The sequence below is a fragment of the Aeromonas sp. LsrichE-8G genome, assembly GCF_022869435.1.
Classification (GTDB): Bacteria; Pseudomonadota; Gammaproteobacteria; order Enterobacterales; family Aeromonadaceae; genus Aeromonas; species Aeromonas caviae.
In genome coordinates this window covers 16544-37382 of record NZ_JALIHH010000019.1, presented here as the reverse complement: position 1 = coordinate 37382, position 20839 = coordinate 16544, and the positions used below count along the sequence as shown (strand labels likewise).

Genomic DNA, 20839 nt, shown 5'->3' with positions numbered 1-20839 from the left:
GGCCTACCATACCCACGGGGGGGAAACATCATATCCCCCGAAAGCAGTAAGCCGCCATCCCCTTGATCTATCTCAACAATATCGCCAAAAAAACGGCCTCAAAAAAGGACGTCCCACCAAATTAATCAGTTGACGCTGACCCGCAGCGCCGCCGAGATGGCCAGGGGGGTCAAGGTGACGGCCCCCACCAGCATGGCCCCCAGGATGGCGAGCTGTCCGGCATAGGGCAACCCCATGCTCGCCGCGTCGATGGCGGAGGTGGCGAAGATCAGCACCGGAATATAGAGCGGCAGCAGCAGCAGGCTGAGCAGCACGCCCCCCTTGCGCAGCCCCGCCGTCAGCGCCACCCCGACCGCCCCGAGCAGGCTCAGCACAGGGGTGCCGAGGGCCAGGGTGGCCACCACGGCCAGATAGGTCTTCATGTCCAGGGAGAGCAGGATGGCCAGCAGCGGGGAGATGAGCAGCAGCGGCAGGCCGGTCAGCAACCAGTGAGCGATCACTTTGGCCAGGGCCAGCAGCCCGAGCGGATGGGGCATCAGCATCATCTGCTCCAGGGCGCCGTCGCTGAAGTCATCGCGAAACAGCCGCTCCAGGGAGAGCATGGCCGCCAGCAGGGCCGCCACCCAGATGATGCCGGGGGCGATGCGGGCCAGCAGCTGGGGCTCGGGCCCGATGCCGAGCGGGAACAGGGTAATGACGATGAGGAAGAACCAGAGCGGATTGAAGATGTCGGCCCGCTGGCGCAGGGCCATCAGCAGTTCGCGGTGAATAAGGTGGAAGACGGCACGCAGCATGGGCTACTCCTGCAACAGCGAGGACAGGGAGAGGGTCTTGAGACGCCCCTGCATCAGGGTCAGATCCTGGTGGGTGGTGAGCACCACCATGCCCCCCCGGTCCGCATGGGTCAGAAACAACTGCTCCAGCACCCGGACCCCCTGCTTGTCGATGGCGGTGAAGGGCTCGTCCAGGATCCAGAGCGCCGGCCGGTCGCTCAGCCAGAGCCTGGCCAGGGCCACGCGCCGCTGCTGCCCCGCCGAGAGCTGGCCCGCGGGATAGTCCTCGAAACCGGCGAGGCCGACCTGGGCCAGCACCCGCCACAGATCCACCTCGCCCCCGGCTGGGCCATGAAGCTTCTGGTAGAAGGAGAGGTTCTCGAGGGGGGTCAGGGTCGCCTTGACGCCGGGCTGATGGCCCAGGTAGAGCAGGCTGGCATGGTACTCGTCCCGGCAGCGGCGGATGTCCTCCCCGTTCCAGCACACCTCCCCCGCGAAGGGCTGGGAGAGACCGGTCAGCAGGCGCAGCAGGCTGGTCTTGCCCACCCCGTTGGGCCCTTCAATCTGCATCAGATCCCCCGAGCGCACCGCGAAGGAGAGATGTTCAAACAGGGTGCGATCTTCACGTACGCAGCTCAGATTGTTCGCTTGAAGCAGCATGGGGATCTAATCGTTGAAAATGAGGCGGCCTGCATATTAACACAGGATCCGGAGGCGTCTTTTCAAAGATGCCGATAATCAACAAGATTTGTGGGGAAGATCGCGCCCCCACCAAAGAGATTGATGCCAAAGGATTATCCACCGTCCCGGCATCAAGAAAGAGGTGGCCACGGGCCGAACAGAAAGCGGGGAGGCACCGGCCTCCCCGCGACACATACGTCAGCTGCGCCCCTTTCGCAGGGAAATAAGCAGCTCCGCTTCCGCCTGGGGCAACTCGCACTCGCTCATCACCTCGTCCAGATCGGCACCAAGCTCCACCATCTTGGCGGCGCGGCTGTAGAGGCGGCGCTCCGGATCCTGCAACGTCAGCTCCTGCTGGCTGTCGTGGATCTTCTGCATGGCCCCTTCTGCGGCTTGCAGACGCTGACCCATGCCGATGGCACCCGTGTGCAACTCCATCATCTGCTTGCGCAGACTCTCGAGCTGCCCCTGCAGCGCTTCCACCCTGGCCTCGGACTCTCGCTGGCGACGACGGTGCCCCAGGATCCCGTAAAGGGCCAGCACCAGTGCGAGCAAGGACAACCCCAAGGCTGCAAATTCAATCATCAAACCATCACCTTACCGTCACAGGGAGGCAGACAGGTGCCATCGCCCCCGTCCGCACGTTCCCGTCCCTGTTACAGGGAACCAATGTCTTCCCACTCTTCGTCGGAGAGCAGCTTGTTGAGATCCACCAGGATCAGCAGTTGGCCGTCACGGTTGCTGACGCCCTGGATGAACTTGGCGCTCTCCTCGGTGCCCACCGCCGGGGCGGCATCGATCTCGGAGGAACGCAGATAGACCACCTCGGCCACGCTGTCCACCATGATGCCGATTACCTGCTTCTCCGCCTCGATGATGACGATACGGGAGTTCTCGCTCACGTCCCCGGCCGGCAGGCCGAAACGGGAGCGGGTATCGATGACGGTCACCACGTTGCCACGCAGGTTGATGATACCCAGCACGTAGTCAGGTGCACCCGGGACCGGAGCGATCTCGGTGTAGCGCAACACTTCCTGAACCTGCATCACGTTGATGCCATAGGTCTCGTTTTCCAACTGGAAGGTCACCCACTGCAGCACTTCGTCTTCGGCCAGATTCTGTGCAATATTGCGCTTCTCTGTCATCTTCTTGATCGCGAATTCAACTTCGAAGTGCAATTCCCGATTAAAAATCAGGCTGCTTTCAGAAGTTCGTCAAAAACCACCTGTGGCTGTTTAAATCCCAAGCATTTGCGCGGCCTGAAGTTCAGCCGCTTTTCGACGGCTGACAGTGCCTCTGCTGTCACCACACTCAAATCACTGCCTTTGGGCACATATTGCCGCAGCAGACCATTGCTATTCTCATTCTGTCCCCGTTCCCATGCACTGTATGGATGCGCAAAGTACACCTGCGCTTCCAGCTCTGCTGCAACACGTTCATGTTCGACAAACTCGCTACCATTGTCAGCTGTGATGGTATGGACATGTGCCTGGTAGGGTTTCAGCATGCTGATAATGGTGTCCGCCACCGCGCTGGCTGTTTTGCTGGGAACGTATTGAACCAGGTAGAGCCGGCTCTTACGCTCCAACAGACTCACTATTGCACCGCTGCCTTGCTTACCCAACACGGTATCGACTTCCCAATCTCCCACACGGCTCCGCTCATTGACTATCGCAGGGCGTTCATCAATCGATACCGGATTGGGAATGACACTGCGTTTGCTGTTCTTACCCTTGCGATAGCGTTTGTGACCCTGACGCAGATGCCGGTATAGCGTGCCACCGTTGGCCTTGTCGCGTGCCACATAGCGGTATATCCACTCGTGGCTAACCGGGCAGTTAATCATGTCTCCAACGCCACTGATTTGCTCGGGACTCCAGTCCGCGACCAGCGCCATGCAAACAAAGTCGATGGTATCAGACGGGACAGTACGCTTCTGACTCGTCAGCCGTCGTGCCGTGGCAAGTTGGTGAGCCTGCTGCGGCTGATAGGCCTGCCCAGCACAATTACGACGAAGCTCACGACTGATAGTCGATGGATGAACCCCGAGCTGTTTGGCAATGCGGGCCTGTGACAGGCCATGGTCACGGAGGCAGGCAATCTGGTATCGTAGCCCCTCGGTCAACTGCTGGTATTTCATGGTGTATCGCTTTGTTTCTTTGGCGAGAAGAAGCGTACCCTAACTGGTAGTTGACCGCCTCTCTCCTATGCACCATGGGCATTGCACTTATTATCTGAATTCACGCATCTCTAGCCATCCATGAAAGACCGGGTCAGATTGGCAGGGGTTACTTGTTCAGGTCATCATCCAGCCAGTACTTGGAGCCCGAGATGTTGGCGTCAAGCAACAGTCCCTTCTCGCCAATCTGATAGATGGCCATGCCCCCATTGTATTTGGCGGTGAGCTCGGCGCTCTCCTTGCCCGCCACGGCGCCCACCTCGGAGGTGGCTTCCCACCCCTTGCTGACGAAGGCATCGAACCTCGCCCTGTCTTCGAACAGGATCACCTGCTGGTAGAACTTGCCGCCGATCCCGGCCGCAAGACCGGCACCGAACATCTTCATGTAGGTGTGCTTGCCACTGGTGCGATTGACGGCGACCCCGGCCCCCTGATTGGTGTGGATCATCAGGGAGAACTTGCGCGAGTCGAACACCGCATAGCCATAAGCCTTGTCAAACAGCAACTTGGCCGAGGGCTGCTCGTTGAACAGCCGCACCAGGGCGGTATCGGCCATGGTATCGAGGGCGGTTCTCGCCTCCTCCGGGGTCTTGGGCTCGAGCATGGTGTCGAGCTTCTTGTCGGCGGCGGTCAGCCACTCCTTGCCGGTGGCCGCGCTCTCTGCCGTCCAGGCCCCCGCCTTGTTGTAGGCCTCGGCCCCCCAGCTGGACACCGACTCCCAGGTCTCCTTGGAAAAATCGGTGATCCCCTTCCACGCCTCCTTGCTGGTATCGCTCACCGCGGTACCGAGTTCGGAGGCGGCCTCCTTCAGCTTTGCCCAGTCGGCCAGACCGGGGGTTGAGGCCAGCGCCAGTGCCGTGGCTATCACCAGGAATCGAATCTTCATTGTTTCCACCCTCTGTGATGAGTCGAAGGTCACAGTAGCAGATCTGGCGCCTGCCCGTTAAGGGCATCCCCCCGGCGCGGGTCAGACGCTGACGCGCAGGGGCTCAACGAAGCCGTTTGCCCTGACCGTCCACCACCTGCTCGCCATCCTCCTTGGCAAAGGCCCCTTGCTGCGGGTCGGGCAGGATATCGAGCACCACCTCCGACGGGCGGCACAGCCGGGTGCCGAGGGGGGTGACCACGATGGGCCGGTTGATGAGGATGGGATGGGCCAGCATGGCGTCGATAAGCTCATCGTCGCTGAAACGCTCTTCCGCCAGCCCCAGCGCCTCGTAGGGGGGCACGTTCTTGCGCAGCAGATCGCGCACCGGCATGCCCATGGCGGCGATCAGGGCCACCAGCTCGTCGCGGGAGGGGGGCGTCTCCAGATAGTGGATGATGGTGGGCTCCACGCCGCTGTTGCGAATAAGCTCCAGGGTGTTGCGGGAGGTGCCGCACTCCGGGTTGTGATAGAGGGTGATTGCACTCATTTGCCTGTCTCTCATGACTCAAGTGAATAGAAATGGGTTAGCGGCCATCCGTTAGCGATTTGGCCCCGCCTCGTACCAGGGTTTGCTGGCGTTGACCACGCGCACCACCAGCAGCATGACCGGTACCTCGATGAGCACCCCGACCACGGTGGCGAGCGCCGCGCCGGAATGAAAGCCGAACAGGCTGATGGCGGCGGCCACCGCCAGCTCGAAGAAGTTGGAGGCCCCGATCAGGGCGGAAGGGCAGGCCACCGAGTGCTTCTCCCCCACCTTGCGGTTGAGCCAGTAGGCGAGCCCGGAGTTGAACAGCACCTGGATCAGGATGGGCACCGCCAGGAGGGCGATGACCAGCGGCTGCTCCATGATGGCGTTGCCCTGGAAGGCGAACAGCAGCACCAGGGTGAGCAGCAGGGCCGCCACCGACCAGGGCTGGATGCACGTCATGACGCCGTCAAAATGGGCCTGCCCCTTTCTCAGCAAGGCCTTGCGCAGCAACTGGGCGAGGATGACGGGGATGACGATGTAGAGCACCACCGAGGTAAGCAGGGTATCCCAGGGCACGACTATGCTGGAGACCCCGAGCAGCAGCGCCACCAGCGGGGCAAAGGCAAACACCATGATGAGGTCGTTCACCGCCACCTGCGACAGGGTGAAGTAGGGATCGCCGTTGGTGAGGCGACTCCAGACAAACACCATGGCGGTGCAGGGGGCCGCCGCCAGCAAGATGAGGCCCGCCACGTAGCTGTCGAGCTGATCCGCCGGCAGCCAGTCGGCAAACAGCACGCGGATGAAGAGCCAGCCGAGGAAAGCCATGGAGAATGGCTTGACCAGCCAGTTGATGAAGAGGGTGACCCCGATTCCCTTGAGGTGCCCCTTCACCTGGTGCAGGGCGCCAAAGTCGATCTTGAGCAGCATGGGGATGATCATCACCCAGATAAGCAGCCCCACCGGCAGGTTGACCCTGGCCACCTCCATGGCGCCGATGGCCTTGAAGAGACTCGGCAACCCCTGCCCCAGACCAATGCCCACCAGGATGCAGAGGGCGACCCAGGCGGTCAGATAACGTTCAAAAAAGCCGATGGCAGGGGCTGCCTTGGCCTCACAGCTTGCAGACATGATGACTCCCGGTGCGATCCACGCTCGCACCCCAGGTTGAATAGATGAATGACACGGCACATGGGCATCGACAGCCCGGCATGGCCTGTTACGACTCGCCGCAGCAGGGCGACGACCCCTCGGCGCGGGAAGCGCTGCCGGGCCCGGCGGGCAGCAGGCCGCACGCCTCGGGATGACCGGCGCAGCACTCCTCGGTGAGGTAGGCGATCACCCCCAGCATCAGGGGGATGTTGGCGCGATAGCGCAGAAAACGCCCCTCCTGCTCCACTGACAGCAACCCGGCGTTGAGCATCCCCTTGAGGTGAAACGAGAGGGTATTGGGGGCGATGTCGAGCTCGCCGGCCAGCTCCCCCGCGACCCGCCCCTCCAGCCCGGCCTTGACCAGCAGCCGCCACACCTCGAGCCGGATCCCGGATGCCAGCGATTCAAAGACCTTGGTGGCCGTCTCTTTGTTCATGGGTCTCCCCCCTTGGATGCTTCATTTCAACTATACAAGAATTATTGAAATGATCAAAGCGTCACCACCGAGCCGACATCGCGACGGGACGGGTCGCCAGAGGCGCCGCCCCGGCCATGTCGTGCCCACTAGCGGCCTCATGTCAGTCATACGGCTAATATCTGGCCTCTCTTTATAAGGCACTCTTATGACCTTACCCCGGATAATCCTCCCGTTGGCCGCCCCGCCCACCGCGGCGCCCTGCCCCGCCCAAAGCCGCAGAGCCCCCCGGCGCCGGATGCGCCTCAAGACGATGAAACGAGAAATGGCCCCAGGCCCCGCCATCAGATGACGGGGTCTGGGGAATCCGGGGGAAGCCGGGGAGGAGAGAGAGGCGCAATCAGGTGATCACGGGATCCCGATATTGCCGATGGATGGCACAAAACGCCTCCCGGCTTTGCAGCGCCGCCGCGACGCAGACAGGGTCGAACTGGCTGCCGGCATGGGTCTTGAGGTATTCGAAGGCCGTTTCGAGGGGCCAGGCCTGCTTGTAGGGGCGCTCGCTGGTGAGGGCGTCAAACACATCCGCCACCGCGACGATGCGGGCTTCCAGGGGGATCGCCTCCCCCGCTAGGCCTTCCGGGTAGCCCTGACCGTCGAAACGCTAGTGGTGGTAGGCGATGATGTTCTTCAGCATGTCGGTGTGATGGATGCCGTCGAGGCCGAACTCGCGGATCATCAGGGCGATCATCTCCCGCCCCTTGAAGGGGTGGGTCTTCATCACCCCGTACTCCTCGGCCGTGAGCTTGCCCGGCTTGAGCAGGATGGCGTCGGGCACCGCAATCTTGCCGATATCGTGCAGCTCGGAGAAGAGGTGAATGAACTCCACCTCCTCGTCACTAAAGGGGTAATGGGCCGCCACCTCCCGGGCGATGAGCCGCGAATAGGCCGACATCCGGTGCAGGTGATTGGCGGTCTCCTCGTCCCGGTAGCGGCTGAACTCCCGCACCGTGGTCAGGGCCCCGTTCAGGGTCTGGATGGAGAAGAACTCCACCGCGATGATGGCCGCCAGGATCTGGGCATAGGCCGCCAGCTCACCGCAAATGGCGCCATCGAAGTAACCGGGCTCTTTGGCATCGCAAAACAGAAAGCCGAACAAGCGACTGTTGAGCAGCAGCGGCTCGGTATAGCTCGACGCGTACCCGGCAGCCAGCACTTTGCGGCTGTGCTCGGAGGGGGAGCCCAGCAGGGAATCCAGGGTGTCGAGCACCCTGGGCTGCTGGTGCTCGGCCAGGTAGCGCAGGGAAGGCACCTCGCTCAGCCTGACCTCGTACTGCAACAGCGGCGAGCCCCCGTCCGTGCTGTGGGCAAAGGTCTTGAGCTGGTCCGTCTGCGGGTCGTAGATGGCGATCGCCACCCGGCTCAACTTGTCAAACCGCTGCCTGAGGGTGGCGTGCACATTCTGCACTTTCTCACCAAATGAACTCTCCATCCCGCACATCCTTCTGATAGGCCTGTTGGGAGTATAGTGACACCCGTTTTGCCCCTCCTGCCAAATGGTGACGGCGCACAGGGATCGTGATCCCGCCCGCACCGGCGACGGCCCCCTCCCTGCCCGTGGTCATGTCACGCCCGCCCCACCCCGCTTCCCCGGGCAAAGAGATTGTTCGCTTCCGACGTGTCGGCTGTATAGTTTTTGGTTAGCCATTCCGGTAAAATCCGCGCCCTTGAATAAGAGCCACCTAAGAGTGATTGAGCGATGTCCAACACAAAACAGGCCCCCAAAGTAGGATTCGTCTCCTTGGGTTGCCCCAAAAACCTGGTCGATTCCGAACGCATCCTGACCCAGCTGCGTACCGAAGGGTACGACGTGGTGCCCAGCTATGACGATGCGGAGCTGGTGGTGGTCAACACCTGCGGCTTCATCGACAGCGCGGTGCAGGAGTCCCTGGAAGCCATCGGTGAAGCCCTGGCCGAGAACGGCAAGGTGATCGTCACCGGCTGCCTCGGCGCCAAAGAGAACCAGATCCGCGAGATCCACCCCAAGGTGCTCGAGATCACCGGTCCCCACGCCTATGAAGAGGTGCTGGGCCACGTCCACAAATACGTGGAAAAACCCACCCACAACCCCTTCACCAGCCTGGTGCCGGCCCAGGGCGTCAAGCTGACCCCGCGCCACTACGCCTATCTCAAGATTTCCGAAGGCTGCAACCACCGCTGCACCTTCTGCATCATTCCCTCCATGCGCGGGGATCTGGTGAGCCGCCCCATCGGCGAAGTACTAGCCGAGGCCAAGCGCCTGAAAGAGGCCGGCGTGAAGGAGATCCTGGTGATCTCCCAGGACACCTCCGCCTACGGCGTGGACGTCAAGCACCGCACCGGTTTCTACGACGGCATGCCGGTCAAGACCAGCATGGTGGCCCTGTGCGAAGAGCTGGCCAAGCTCGGCATGTGGGTGCGCCTGCACTACGTCTACCCGTACCCGCACGTGGATGACGTCATCCCCCTGATGCGCGACGGCAAAATCCTCCCCTACCTCGACATCCCGCTGCAGCACGCCAGCCCGCGCATCCTCAAATTGATGAAGCGCCCCGGCTCCGTCGAGCGCACCCTGGAGCGCATCCAGAAGTGGCGCGAGATCTGCCCCGAGATCACCCTGCGCTCCACCTTCATCGTCGGCTTCCCCGGCGAGACCGAAGAAGAGTTCCAGATGCTGCTGGACTTCATCGACAAGGCGGAGCTGGACAGGGTTGGCTGCTTCAAATACAGCCCGGTCGAGGGGGCCAAGGCCAACGAGCTGCCGGATCCGGTGCCAGCCGAGGTGCAGGAAGAACGCTTCCAGCGCTTCATGGAGCTGCAACAGCAGGTCTCCATCCGCAAGCTGGCCCGTAAAGTGGGCAAAGAGATGCTGGTGCTGATCGACGAGGTGGACGAAGAGGGCGCCACCGGCCGCTCCGCCGCCGATGCCCCCGAGATCGACGGCCTGGTCTACCTGAACGGTGAAACCGGCCTCAAGCCCGGCGACATGGTCAAGGTCCGCATCGACGAAGCGGACGAGTACGACCTCTGGGCCAGCCTGGTGGAATAATCACGCCACTCCCCCTCAAAGCCAGTCGGTCTCACCGACTGGCTTTTTTAATGTCCGCCGCCCGTCAGGCTCTTGCATGCCCCCATGTCATCCCCTGTCCCACCCCTCATCACCGGTCTCCCTCCCCTCCCTCTTTTCGCACGCGCCCGTGAACCAGCGCACACTTCTCTCCTGCCACATGAGCCGCTTGTTTCCTGCACAAAAATAAGCCGTGTCAACGGGGAAAAAACGAGCACGATCCAGCTCACATTATCGTTGCCACAGGGAGTGGCAAGGAGACTTTTTACTTTGTGAGAATTAACGCAACTTTATAATTTAAAAGGATTTAAAATGCATTTTGACGATAATGACGTACGCCGTGCAATTTTTACGATATCGACGAAATGAAGGGTTGTTGTTTTCCTGTTAATTCTGCTTTTCTAAGGGCGTTGGACGACACAACTACAAGGGTGCAAAACCTGACCAACAGCGAGGGCCGGTATCCAAGCATGCGATGTCGGTGCTCCATTCCAAAACCATGGAAGACCAATAAGAAAGGAAAAAATATGCTTGCCAAAGTATCCAAAATCGCAACCTCAGTCATGCTGGGAACTCTGCTTGCCGGTGCCACCGGCACAGCCATGGCCGCCGACAACAAGACGGTGCTGACACTGGTTGCCCAGCAGGAAACCGCATGGGTCAAGAACTTCAACCCCTTCCTGCAAGCGGGTCTGCTCCACACCACCCGTCACTTCATCTATGAGCCGCTGGTGATCTTCAACGATATGCAGGGTGGCAAACCCGTCTATCGTCTGGCCACCCACTACGCCTTCAGCGATGATCTGAAATCCGTCACCTTCGACCTGCGCGAAGGGGTCAAGTGGTCCGATGGTGAAGCCTTCACCGCCGACGACATCCTCTTCTCCTTCAACCTGGTCAAGGCCAACAAGGCGCTGGACGAGCGCTCCATCTGGACCCAGATCAAGGGTGTCGAGAAGCTGGGTGACCACAAGGTCAAATTCGACCTGGCCGAGATCAACACCAACGTGGTGAACGACTTGGTGCTGGTGCCCATCGTGCCGGAACACCAGTGGAAGTCGGTGAAAGACCCGGTGGCCTTCACCAACGACAAGCCGGTCGGGACCGGTCCCTTCACCGAAGTGGACAACTTCTCCGCCCAGCTCTACACCCAGTGCCGCAACCCGCACTACTGGGACAACGCCAGCCTCTCCATCGACTGCCTGCGCATGCCGCAGATGGCCACCAACGACCAGGTACTGGCCGCCGTGATGAAGGGTGACGTGGATTGGTTCGGCTCCTTCGTGCCGGACATCGAGCGTCTCTACGTCGGCAACGATCCCAAGAACAACAAGTATTGGTTCCCCGCCTCCGGCACAGTGGCGTTCAACGTCAACTTCCAGAGCAAGAACCCGGGCAACCACGAAGCCTTCAACGACATCAACTTCCGCCGCGCCTTCTCCATGGCCATGGACCGCCAGTCCATGGTGGACATCGCGGGCTACGGCTACCCCACCGTCAACGAGTACCCGTCAGGGCTTGGCAAGGCATTCGCCTCCTGGGACAACCCGGACGTCGAGAAGAAGTACGGCAAGTACAACAAGTTCGACCTGGAAGGGGCCAAGGCCCTGCTGAAACAGGCGGGCTACAAGGACTGTGACGGCGACAAGTTCCTCGACACCCCGAGCTGCAAGAAGATCGAGTTCAAGGTGCTGGTACCGAACGGCTGGACCGACTGGGTCAACACCGTCCAGATCGGGGTCGAAGGCCTGCAGGCCCTGGGCCTGAACGCCAAGACCGCCACCCCGGAAGCCACCGTCTGGACCGAGTCCCTGATCACCGGTGACTTCGACGTCGCCCTGCAGGGTTACTTTGCCGGTGCCAACCCGCACAAGTACTTCGAGACCGCCTTCCACTCCCGCAACATGGGTGAGCGCGGCAACCGCTTCGCGGCGCCCCGCTACAAGGATCCCGAACTCGACAAGCTGATCGACGACTTCACCCAGACCGCCGATGCGGCCAAGCAGAAGGAGATCATGTTCGCCATCCAGGAGCGTGTCGGGGCCAACCAGACCATCATCCCGGTGTTCAACAACCCGACCTGGTACGAATACAGCACCAAGCGCTTCAACGGCTGGTTCAGTGCCGACAACCCGGTCGCCAAGCCGCAGGTTCACCCGGACACCCCGGAGCGTCTGCTGCACGTGCTGTCACTCAAGCCAAACAGCTAATCACCCCGGCCCCCTGCGGGGGGCCCTCTTCCCCGCCATGTCTTCCATCCCCCGCACCTGCCGGGGTTGGGGGAGCTTTGCCCGGCGCGGGGCAGGCTTGCAGTAAAAGGTATCACCATGGGATTTATACTTAGACGCTTCTCCTTCTATCTGGTCGCCTTCCTGGTGGCCGCCACCATCAACTTCCTGCTACCCAGAGCCATGCCGGGGGACCCCGTCTCCGTCATGTTTGCCCGGGCCGGCGCCATGATGGAACCCGCCGCGCTGGAAGCCCTCAAAGCCACCTTCGGTTTCGTGGACGGCCCCATCGGCACCCAGTTTCTCACCTATGTGAAGAGCGTCTTCACCTGGGATCTCGGCACCTCGGTGCGCTACTACCCCCAACCGGTTGCCGACGTCCTCGGCCGCGCCATCGGCTGGACCCTGTTTCTGGTGGGCACCTCCACCATTCTGAGCTTCTCCATCGGCTCCATCGTCGGCATCTTCGCCGCCTGGTACCGGGGCGGACGCATGGACAGCATCCTCTCCCCGCTCACCCTGGTGATGCAGGCCATCCCCCCCGTGGTGGTCTCCCTGCTCGCCCTCTTCCTGTTCGGCGTGAGCCTCGGCTGGCTGCCCATCGGCTACGCCTACAGCCCCGAGATCCCCGCCGATTTTGGCTGGGAACACATCAAGAGCATCCTGCTGCACGCCATCATGCCGGTGGGCACCCTGGCCGCGGTGCAGGTAGGGGGCTTTCTCATCACCATGCGCAACAACATGATCAACCTCCTGGGCGAGGACTACATCACCATGGCCAAGGCCAAGGGGCTCTCCAGCAACCGGGTGATCTTCAACTACGGCGCCCGCAACGCCGTGCTGCCCAGCGTCACCGCCCTCTCCATGGCGCTCGGTTTCGTCATCGGCGGATCCCTCATCACCGAGGTAATCTTCAACTACCCCGGTCTGGGACTGACCCTCTATCAGGGCATCCTGGCACGTGACTACCCCCTCATCCAGGGGCAACTGCTCATCATGACCATCACCATGCTCAGCTTCAATTTCCTGGCGGACGTGCTCTACGTCTTCCTGGATCCCCGTCTGCGTACAGGAGGCAAATAAGATGCGTATGCCGACTATCTTGAAAATCCTGCTGGGCAACAAGAAGGCCGCCTTCGGCCTCGCCATCGTGGTCACCTTCGTGCTGATGGCCCTGTTCGCCCCGCTGCTCGCCAGCAACGAACCCACCAAGCGGGTCGCCCGCCCCCACCAGCCCCCCAGCGTGGAGCTGGTGATGGGTTCCAACCGCATGGGCCACGATCTCTGGGCCCAGTTCACCAACGGCGCCCGCATCTCCCTGATGGTGGGCTTCGGGGCAGGCCTGCTGGTGTGCGCCCTGGCCATCACGGTGGGCATCACCGCCGGCTACTTCGGCGGCGTGGTGGACGAGTGCCTCACCTTCCTGATGAACGTGGTGCTGGTGATCCCGAACCTCCCCCTGTTGCTGGTGCTGGCAAGCTTCATCGGAGAGGCCTCCCCCATGGTGATCGCCCTCATCATAGGGTTGACCTCCTGGGCCTATGGTGCCCGGGTCATCCGCGCCCAGACCCTGGCCCTGCGGGAAAAGGAGTTCGTCATCGCCGCCGAGGTGCTGGGTGAACCGGCCTGGCGCATCATCCTGGTGGAGATACTGCCGAACCTCATCTCCATCATCGGGGTGAGCTTCATCGGGTCCATCATCTACGCCATCGTCACCGAGGCGACCCTGGAGTTCCTGGGGCTCGGCGACCCGACCGTGGTCAGCTGGGGCATCATGCTCTACAACGCCCAGACCTCGAGCGCCATCCTGGTGGGCGCCTGGTGGGAGATCCTGGCCCCCTGCTTCGCCATCGCCACCCTGGGGGCGGGCCTCGCCATGCTCAACTTCGCCATCGACGAAATTGCCAACCCGCAGCTTCGTTCCCACAAGGGCCTGCGTCGCTGGAAGCAGCTTGCCACTCCCATCACTGCTCAGGAGAAGACAGCATGACCATGCAACAACCCCTGCTGTCGGTGCGCCAGCTCTGCGTCGACTACATCACCGAGAGCGGCGACGTGCGCGCCGTCAATTCGGTCAGCTTTGACATCATGCCGGGTGAGGTGTTCGGCCTCGCCGGCGAGTCCGGCTGCGGCAAGTCCACGGTCGCCTTCTCTGTGGCCAGGCTGCACAAGCCGCCCGCCTACATCAGCGGCGGCGAGATCCTGTTCAAGGGAGAGAACATCCTCGGCTTCGATGACGAGCGGTTGCGCAGCTACCGCTGGCGCCAGGCGAGCGTGGTGTTCCAGTCCGCCATGAATGCGCTCAACCCCGTGCTGCGCATGGAGGAGCAGTTCTGCGACGTGCTCTTGGCCCACAACCCCGGCATGACCCGCTATGAGGCGATCAAGCGCGCCCAGGAGCTGCTGGAGATCGTCGACATCCACCCGAGCCGGCTCAAGGACTACCCGCACCAGTTCTCCGGCGGCATGCGCCAGCGGCTGGTGATCGCCATCGCCATGGCCCTCAACCCCGAGCTGCTCATCATGGACGAACCCACTACGGCGCTCGATGTGGTGGTGCAGCGGGAGATCCTGCAGAAGGTCTATGCACTGAAAGAGAAGTTCAACTTCTCCATCCTCTTCATTACCCATGACCTCTCCTTGATGGTCGAATTTTGCGATCGCATCGGCATCATGTACGCGGGGGAACTGGTGGAGGTGGCGCCGGCCAAAGCGATCCTGACCGCGCCCCTGCACCCCTACACCCGGGGCCTTGGCAACTCCTTCCCCCCCCTGCAAGGGCCCAAGACCGTGCTGGAGGGGATCCCTGGCAGCCCACTCAATCTGCTGGAGGTGCCGGTGGGCTGCCGCTTTCAGGCACGCTGCGCCAAGGTGCACGAGCGCTGCCGCCAGGAATACACCCGGCTGGCCGAGATCCGGCCCGGCCAACAGGCTGCCTGCCACCTTCATGAGGCAGCAGAGGAACAACCGGATCTTCCGATCCATCTGGACAAGGCCGCAGGCTGTTAAGGATGTCTGTCATGCAAATCGCCCAAACCGACGCGCCCATCATCGAGGTCCAGCACCTTTACAAGGACTTCGCCGTCAACTCCAACGCCATCAAGAGCGGCAAGATGCGGGCGCTGTCCGACATCACCTTCAACCTGCACCGGGGCCGCGCCCTGGCAGTGGTGGGGGAATCCGGCTCCGGCAAGAGCACCATCGCCAAGATCATCGCCAAGATGTACAAGCTCTCCAACGGCCGCATCCTCTACCGTGGCCGCGACCTCGAGGAGTTCAACAAGGGCACCGCCCTGCTGGACTATCGCCAGAGCGTGCAGATGGTGTGGCAGGATCCGTTCGGTTCACTGAATCCGACCCACACCATCTACCACCACATCGCCCGCCCCCTGCTGCTGCACAGCAAGGTGAGTGACAAGCGGGATCTGCCCGACATGGTCTATGGCCTCCTTGAAAAGGTGGGGCTGACTCCCGCCAAGGCGACCGCGGCCAAGTACCCACACCAGCTCTCCGGCGGCCAGCGCCAGCGGGTCAACATCGCCCGCAACCTGGCGGTGGAGGCGGAAGTGGTGCTAGCGGACGAGCCCACCTCCATGCTCGACGTCTCCATTCGCATCGGCATCCTCAACCTGATGGAGCAGATGAAGAACGAGCTCGGCATCTCCATGCTCTACATCACCCACGACATCGCCACCGCCCGCTACGTGGCGGAAGATCTGGCGGTGATGTACGTGGGTCACATGGTGGAGTGGGGAGAGGTGGACGAGATCCTGCACCACCCCCAGCACCCCTACACCCAGTTGCTCATCTCGGCGGTGCCGGATCCCGAGAAGAGCATCCACGCCGAGCTGGAGGGAGGCCGCAAGGGGGAGATCCCGCTCTGGACCCCGGAATCCCGTGGCTGTCCCTTTGCCGGGCGCTGCCATCAGGCCATGCCCCGCTGCAAGGAGAGCCTGCCCCCGGTGACCCGGCTCGCCGACAACCACTTCGTGCGCTGCTACCTCCACGAACAGGGGTAAGCAGGCCCGCGGCCGGGCACCGTCGCCCGGCCATGCCTCGCGTCGGGGCCGCAAGGCCCCGCAATGAGCCTCGCCCGCCAGGGGCGAGCCTTCGGAGTAAGACCTTGATGGAACTTTTGATCAACCAGGTGGGTTACGAATGTGACGGGGAGAAGAGCGCCCTGCTGCAGTGCGGCGCCGACCTCGATATCCGCGGCCACGTCAGGTTGCTGCGCCAGCAGGACGACCACCTCCTGCTGGAGACGCCGCTGGTGGCGGCGGGAAGTGTCCCCGGCTGGCAGGGGCGCCACTACTGGCGGGCCGATTTCTCCGCCTTCACCGAGCCCGGCCACTACCGACTGGAGGCCGTCGTGACTGCGGGAGCGCAGGAGCGCCTGGTGCGCTCCACCCCCTTTGCCATCGGCCGGGGGCTGCTGGCACGCCGCTGCCTCTCCGATGTCATCCACTACTTCAAGGGACAACGCGCCAGCGGCACCTTCGACCGGGCGGACCGCAGGGCACGCCTGTTTGGCACCGATCAGCGCCGGGACGTACATGGCGGCTGGTTCGACGCCAGCGGCGACATGAGCAAGTACCTGAGTCACCTCTCCTACGCCAACTACCTCAATCCCCAGCAGACCCCCATGGTGGTCTGGTCCCTGCTCAAGTGCCGGGAACTCCTGGCGACACGTAGTGACATCGACGGGGTGAACCTGTGCAAACGGCTCAATGACGAGGGGTTGCACGGGGCGGATTTTCTCTGCCGGATGCAGGACGAGCGCGGCTTCTTCTACATGACCCTGTTCGACAAGTGGAGCAAGGATCCCGAGCAGCGGGAGCTGTGCGCCTATGCGACCCAGCAGGGGATCAAGTCCGCCCGCTGGCAGGCGGGTTTTCGCCAGGGGGGCGGCATGGCCATCGCCGCCCTGGCCCGCGCCGCCCGGGAACCGATTGGCGGCGACCTTGACACAAGCCAGTACGCCGAAGCGGCCAGACGCGGCTACCTGCACCTGCGCGAGCACAACCTCGCCTACCTGGATGACGGGGTCGAGAACATCATCGACGACTACTGCGCCCTGCTGGCGGCGGTCGAGCTGACCCGCACCCTGGGTCCCGAGTGGCTCGCCGAGGCACGGGATCGGGCCGGCCGGCTGTGCGCCCGCCAGCGCGCCCACCCCGATCTCGGCCACCATTGGGCCGCCAACGACGATGGCTCTCGTCCCTACTACCACGCCGCCGAAGCGGGCCTGCCGGTGCTGGCGCTGCTGGAGTATCTCGCCATCGAGCCGGATCCGGCGCGCCAGTGGGCGGCCCGGACCGTCGCCGAGCAGGCCCTGGCCGCCGAGCTGGCCCTCGCGGCCCGGGCAGGCAATCCCTTCGCTCTCGCCCGTCAGTATGTGAAAGGGGTCGATGAGGCGCCCCGGGTAAGCTTTTTCATGCCCCACCACAACGAATCCGGTTACTGGTGGCAGGGGGAGAACGCCCGGCTGGCATCGCTCGCCACCATGGCGTTTGCTGCCGCACAGCACCTGCCCGGGCAGAGCGCACTGCTGCGCACCTTCGGCCAGCAGCAGCTCGACTGGATCCTGGGGAGAAACCCCTTCAACGCCTGCATGCTGGCGGGTCAGGGCATCAACAACCCGGAATACACCGCCGGCTACCCCAATGCGCAGGGGGGGATCTGCAACGGCATCACCGCCGGCTTCGATGACGAAAATGACGTGGCCTTTATTCCAGAGGCGTACAAGGATCGGCTGGATCAGAACTGGCGCTGGGGGGAGCAATGGATCCCGCACGCCGCCTGGTTCGCCCTGGCCATCACCTGGCAGAGCGCACAAGGAGGCCACAATGATTGAGAGCGGTTCACACATCACTGGCACCGGGGAGAGCCCTGGATCCTCCATACCGCCAGCCAGGTTTACCCTGGCCGTCACCTGGCAAAGCGCGCAGGGAGGCCCCCATGATTGAGTTCTGGGTCGGGGTGGATGGCGGCGGCACCCACACCCGGGCCCGCATTCGCAACAACGCAGGCAAGCTGCTCGGCGAGGGGCGCGCCGCCGGCTCCAATCTGGAGCTGGGCATCGCCCTCGCCCACGGCCATGTGCTGGCTGCCATCGATCAGGCCCGCATCGACGCGGGTCTGCCCAGAGAGAGCGAACAGCGGATGGGAGTCGGGCTCGCACTCGCCTCCGCCGAGCTCGCCGACTGCTACCACGCCATGCTGACCATGCCCTTCCCGTTTGCGCGGGTGAAGCTCACCTCCGATGCCTTTGGTGCCTGCCTCGGCGCCTTCGACGGCCAGGAGGGGGCCATCCTGATCGCGGGCACCGGCTCGGCGGGGCTCATCTACCGGGAGGGACGCCTTCGCACCTGCTCGGGTCGCGGCTTCCCCGTCTCAGATCTCGGCAGCGGCGCCTGGCTCGGGCTGCGCGCCATCCAGCAGTCCCTGCTCTGCCACGACGGCATCCTGCCCCCCAGCACCCTGGCGGTGCGTCTGATGGATCACTTCAAGCGGGATCAGGCCGAGGTGGTGCGCTGGGCTGCGCGCGCCATCCCGGCCGACTATGGCCGCTTTGCCCCCTGGGTATTCGATGCCGCGAGCGACGGGGACGAGCTCGCCACCGCCCTGCTGGATGAGACCTGTGCCCAGCTCGGCATGCTGCTGGAGGGCATGACCCAGCTCGGGGCAGACCGGATCGCCCTGCTGGGCGGCATTGGCACGCGCCTCGCCCCCCGTCTGGGCCACTTCCATCTGGTCGCCCCCAAGCGCGACGCGCTGGAGGGGGCCATCCTGTTTGCCAGGACGGAGGCGCTGCCATGTCTGCATCCCTGAGCCTGGCCGGGCCGACAACACCTGCGGGACAGGTTCCCGTTTCCTTCACCCCATCAGAGGAATTCCCATGTCCGCACCCCTGATCCACACCCGGGTCGATCACCGTGACGGTGACGATGTCTGGTTTCGCTTCACCCTGAGCCAACTGCCAGCAGCCCCCTGGAAACTCCACTTCTGCCTCGCCCGCCAGATCGATCCCCACTCGATCGAAGGGGGCACCCTGGAGCGTCAGAGCGGCAGTTACAAGGTCATGGTGCCCCATGAGGGGGTGAGCGAGCTGCTCTTCTGTTGTCGCAACACCCCGCTCAAGCATGACTCCGATATGCCCAAGGGTTTCTTCCTGAGCCTGGAGAGCAAGGGACAGCTGCAACCCCTGGTGCTGGAGGGGGAAGACCTTGGCCTGACCAACCCGCCCTCCCCGGGCCCCGACCTGCCACCGGTGGAGGCCGTCAATGGCCTCGTGCCCCAGCCCGCCCACCTGATTTATACAGAAGGCAACTTCCGGCTGGCCGAGCGGGCCCACGTCGACGGCCCCGTTCCCCTCGCCTCCCTGCTCGCCCATTTCAACGAGCTGACAGGCCTGGCCCTGACCCAGGATCACGATGCGGAGATCCACCTCGTCGAGGCGACACTTCCCCCCGAGGGGTATGAGCTCACCATCACCCCTGAGGAGATCGTCATCCGGGCCGCCGGCGAGGCGGGCTGGCGCCACGGGCTGGTGAGCCTGGCCCAGTGGGCACTCCAACACGGAGAGAGCCTGCCCTGCCTGACGGTGCGGGATGCACCGCGCTTCGGTTTTCGCGGCATCTTCCTCGACTGTGCCCGCCACTTCCACTCCATCGCCACCCTCAAGCGCCTGCTCAAGCAGATGAGCCTCTACAAGTTCAACCGCTTCCACTGGCACCTCACCGATGACGAGGGGTGGCGCCTGGAGATCAAGGCCTTCCCCCAGCTGACCGCAGTGGGAGCCTGGCGCGGCCATGGCCTGGCGGTGGGGCCCCAGCTGAGCGGCGGCCCCGATCCCTACGGCGGTTACTACACCCAGAGCGAGGTGCGCGAGCTGGTCGCCTACGCCGCCGGGCTTGGCATCACCATCATTCCGGAAATAGACATCCCGGGGCACTGTCACGCCGCCATCAAGGCGCTGCCCGAGATGCTGGTGGAAGAGGCAGACCGCTCCCGCTACCTCTCGGTGCAATATTTCGACGACAACGTGCTTAACCCAGCCCTGCCCGGCACCTACCGGTTCCTGGACGCCGTGATGGACGAGGTGTGCGATCTCTTCCCAGGGAGTCAGGTTCACATGGGGGGGGACGAAGTGCCCACCAGCGTCTGGACCGACAGTCCCGCCTGCCAGCAGCTGATGGCCGAGCAGGGGTATCAGGATTGCCGCGAGCTGCAGGGCCACCTGCTGCGCCACTGCCAGCACTACCTGGCTGGCAAGGGCAAGCAGATGCTGGGGTGGGAGGAGATACTTCACGGTGACAAGGTGAGCCGGGAGGCCACCGTCTTCGCCTGGACCAGCTTCCAGGCCGGCCTGGATGCCGCCGCATCCGGTTACCCCGTGGTGATGGCGCCTGCCCAGCACCTCTATCTGGATCTCGCCTGGAGTCAGGACATCCACGAGCCGGGACTCTACTGGGCGGGTACCCTCAACCTGGCGCAGGTGCATGCATGCGATCCTGCCCCGGCCGATTTCCATGCCAACGATAACATCCTGGGGGTGCTGAGCCCCTTGTGGTCGGAACTGATCACCTCTCGCGATCGTCTCGACTACATGTTGTTCCCGCGCATGCTGGCCACGGCAGAGGTGGCCTGGAGCACTCCCGCCCGCAAGGTGTGGGAGCACTTCGTCGCCCGTCTGCCCGGCCAGCTGCACATCCTCGACCAGTTGCAAGTGCGTTACCGGGTGCCACAGAGGTAGTGTTATCTTTTTCTTTTCGGCGACCTTTTGGTCGCCGTTTTTTTACCCATCGACAACAAAAACCCAACCTAGCCCCTACTTTTCATCTGCCTTTGTTGGCAAAATAAGGCCCCCGATGAAACCAGACAGGGGATGCACCTCCCTGCGGTT

18 protein-coding genes and 1 pseudogene are annotated in these 20839 nt (G+C 63.1%); 9 read left to right on the top strand and 10 right to left on the bottom strand.

Annotated features, from left to right (window positions below; all coding sequences use genetic code 11):
* Positions 1 to 125: 125 nt before the first annotated feature.
* The 10 genes and pseudogenes from ccmB to MUW49_RS04765 form a co-directional block, all read right to left on the bottom strand.
* Positions 126 to 794: a heme exporter protein CcmB gene (gene ccmB, locus MUW49_RS04810; RefSeq protein WP_042076860.1), complete on the bottom strand. Its 669-nt coding sequence runs from the start codon at positions 792 to 794 to the stop codon at positions 126 to 128.
* A 3-nt stretch (positions 795 to 797) separates the two neighbouring features.
* On the bottom strand, positions 798 to 1433 hold the full coding sequence (gene ccmA, locus MUW49_RS04805) for a cytochrome c biogenesis heme-transporting ATPase CcmA (protein WP_209793475.1): 636 nt from the start codon (positions 1431 to 1433) through the stop codon (positions 798 to 800).
* Positions 1434 to 1652: 219 nt separating this feature from the next.
* A complete protein-coding gene (locus tag MUW49_RS04800; RefSeq protein WP_010673943.1) occupies positions 1653 to 2039 on the bottom strand; it encodes a DUF2802 domain-containing protein in 387 nt (128 codons plus the stop codon).
* 71 nt (positions 2040 to 2110) lie between these two features.
* Positions 2111 to 2599, bottom strand: coding sequence for a chemotaxis protein CheW (locus MUW49_RS04795; protein ID WP_010673942.1), 489 nt, complete (start codon positions 2597 to 2599; stop codon positions 2111 to 2113).
* 47 nt (positions 2600 to 2646) lie between these two features.
* Positions 2647 to 3594 (bottom strand): IS30-like element ISAeca1 family transposase, encoded by a 948-nt coding sequence (locus tag MUW49_RS04790; RefSeq protein WP_012564931.1) that lies wholly within the window; start codon positions 3592 to 3594, stop codon positions 2647 to 2649.
* Positions 3595 to 3742: 148 nt separating this feature from the next.
* Complete coding sequence (locus MUW49_RS04785; RefSeq protein WP_244812437.1) at positions 3743 to 4519, bottom strand: hypothetical protein; 777 nt, start codon at positions 4517 to 4519, stop codon at positions 3743 to 3745.
* A 103-nt stretch (positions 4520 to 4622) separates the two neighbouring features.
* Positions 4623 to 5048: a glutaredoxin-dependent arsenate reductase gene (arsC, locus tag MUW49_RS04780; protein ID WP_010673912.1), complete on the bottom strand. Its 426-nt coding sequence runs from the start codon at positions 5046 to 5048 to the stop codon at positions 4623 to 4625.
* Between the two features lie 51 nt (positions 5049 to 5099).
* Positions 5100 to 6164 (bottom strand): ACR3 family arsenite efflux transporter, encoded by a 1065-nt coding sequence (gene arsB / locus MUW49_RS04775; protein ID WP_244812436.1) that lies wholly within the window; start codon positions 6162 to 6164, stop codon positions 5100 to 5102.
* A gap of 88 nt (positions 6165 to 6252) precedes the next feature.
* Positions 6253 to 6621 carry a helix-turn-helix domain-containing protein gene (locus MUW49_RS04770; protein WP_039039917.1) on the bottom strand — a complete coding sequence of 123 codons (369 nt, stop codon included), beginning with the start codon at positions 6619 to 6621 and terminating at the stop codon, positions 6253 to 6255.
* Between the two features lie 379 nt (positions 6622 to 7000).
* Positions 7001 to 8092: pseudogene (locus MUW49_RS04765) on the bottom strand (HD domain-containing phosphohydrolase).
* Between the two features lie 267 nt (positions 8093 to 8359).
* Here MUW49_RS04765 and rimO point away from each other — a divergent pair.
* The 9 genes from rimO to MUW49_RS04720 all read left to right on the top strand — a co-directional run bounded on the left by rimO (position 8360) and on the right by MUW49_RS04720 (position 20689).
* On the top strand, positions 8360 to 9688 hold the full coding sequence (gene rimO / locus MUW49_RS04760) for a 30S ribosomal protein S12 methylthiotransferase RimO (RefSeq protein ID WP_010673908.1): 1329 nt from the start codon (positions 8360 to 8362) through the stop codon (positions 9686 to 9688).
* A 545-nt stretch (positions 9689 to 10233) separates the two neighbouring features.
* Positions 10234 to 11916 (top strand): ABC transporter substrate-binding protein, encoded by a 1683-nt coding sequence (locus MUW49_RS04755; RefSeq protein WP_010673906.1) that lies wholly within the window; start codon positions 10234 to 10236, stop codon positions 11914 to 11916.
* Between the two features lie 117 nt (positions 11917 to 12033).
* Positions 12034 to 13017 carry an ABC transporter permease gene (locus tag MUW49_RS04750; protein WP_010673905.1) on the top strand — a complete coding sequence of 328 codons (984 nt, stop codon included), beginning with the start codon at positions 12034 to 12036 and terminating at the stop codon, positions 13015 to 13017.
* Position 13018: 1 nt separating this feature from the next.
* Positions 13019 to 13924, top strand: a complete 906-nt coding sequence (locus MUW49_RS04745) for an ABC transporter permease (RefSeq protein WP_010673904.1) — start codon at positions 13019 to 13021, stop codon at positions 13922 to 13924.
* Positions 13921 to 14943, top strand: a complete 1023-nt coding sequence (locus MUW49_RS04740; RefSeq protein ID WP_010673903.1) for an ABC transporter ATP-binding protein — start codon at positions 13921 to 13923, stop codon at positions 14941 to 14943. Before MUW49_RS04745 ends, MUW49_RS04740 begins: the two co-directional genes overlap by 4 nt.
* Positions 14944 to 14954: 11 nt before the next feature.
* Positions 14955 to 15953 carry an ABC transporter ATP-binding protein gene (locus MUW49_RS04735; RefSeq protein WP_010673902.1) on the top strand — a complete coding sequence of 333 codons (999 nt, stop codon included), beginning with the start codon at positions 14955 to 14957 and terminating at the stop codon, positions 15951 to 15953.
* Between the two features lie 107 nt (positions 15954 to 16060).
* Positions 16061 to 17788: a glycoside hydrolase family 9 protein gene (locus MUW49_RS04730; RefSeq protein ID WP_201872648.1), complete on the top strand. Its 1728-nt coding sequence runs from the start codon at positions 16061 to 16063 to the stop codon at positions 17786 to 17788.
* 104 nt (positions 17789 to 17892) lie between these two features.
* The gene (locus MUW49_RS04725) at positions 17893 to 18765 is read left to right on the top strand and encodes a BadF/BadG/BcrA/BcrD ATPase family protein (protein WP_039040527.1); all 873 of its coding nucleotides are present in this window, start codon (positions 17893 to 17895) and stop codon (positions 18763 to 18765) included.
* Positions 18766 to 18832: 67 nt separating this feature from the next.
* On the top strand, positions 18833 to 20689 hold the full coding sequence (locus tag MUW49_RS04720) for a beta-N-acetylhexosaminidase (protein ID WP_244812435.1): 1857 nt from the start codon (positions 18833 to 18835) through the stop codon (positions 20687 to 20689).
* Positions 20690 to 20839 lie beyond the last annotated feature (150 nt).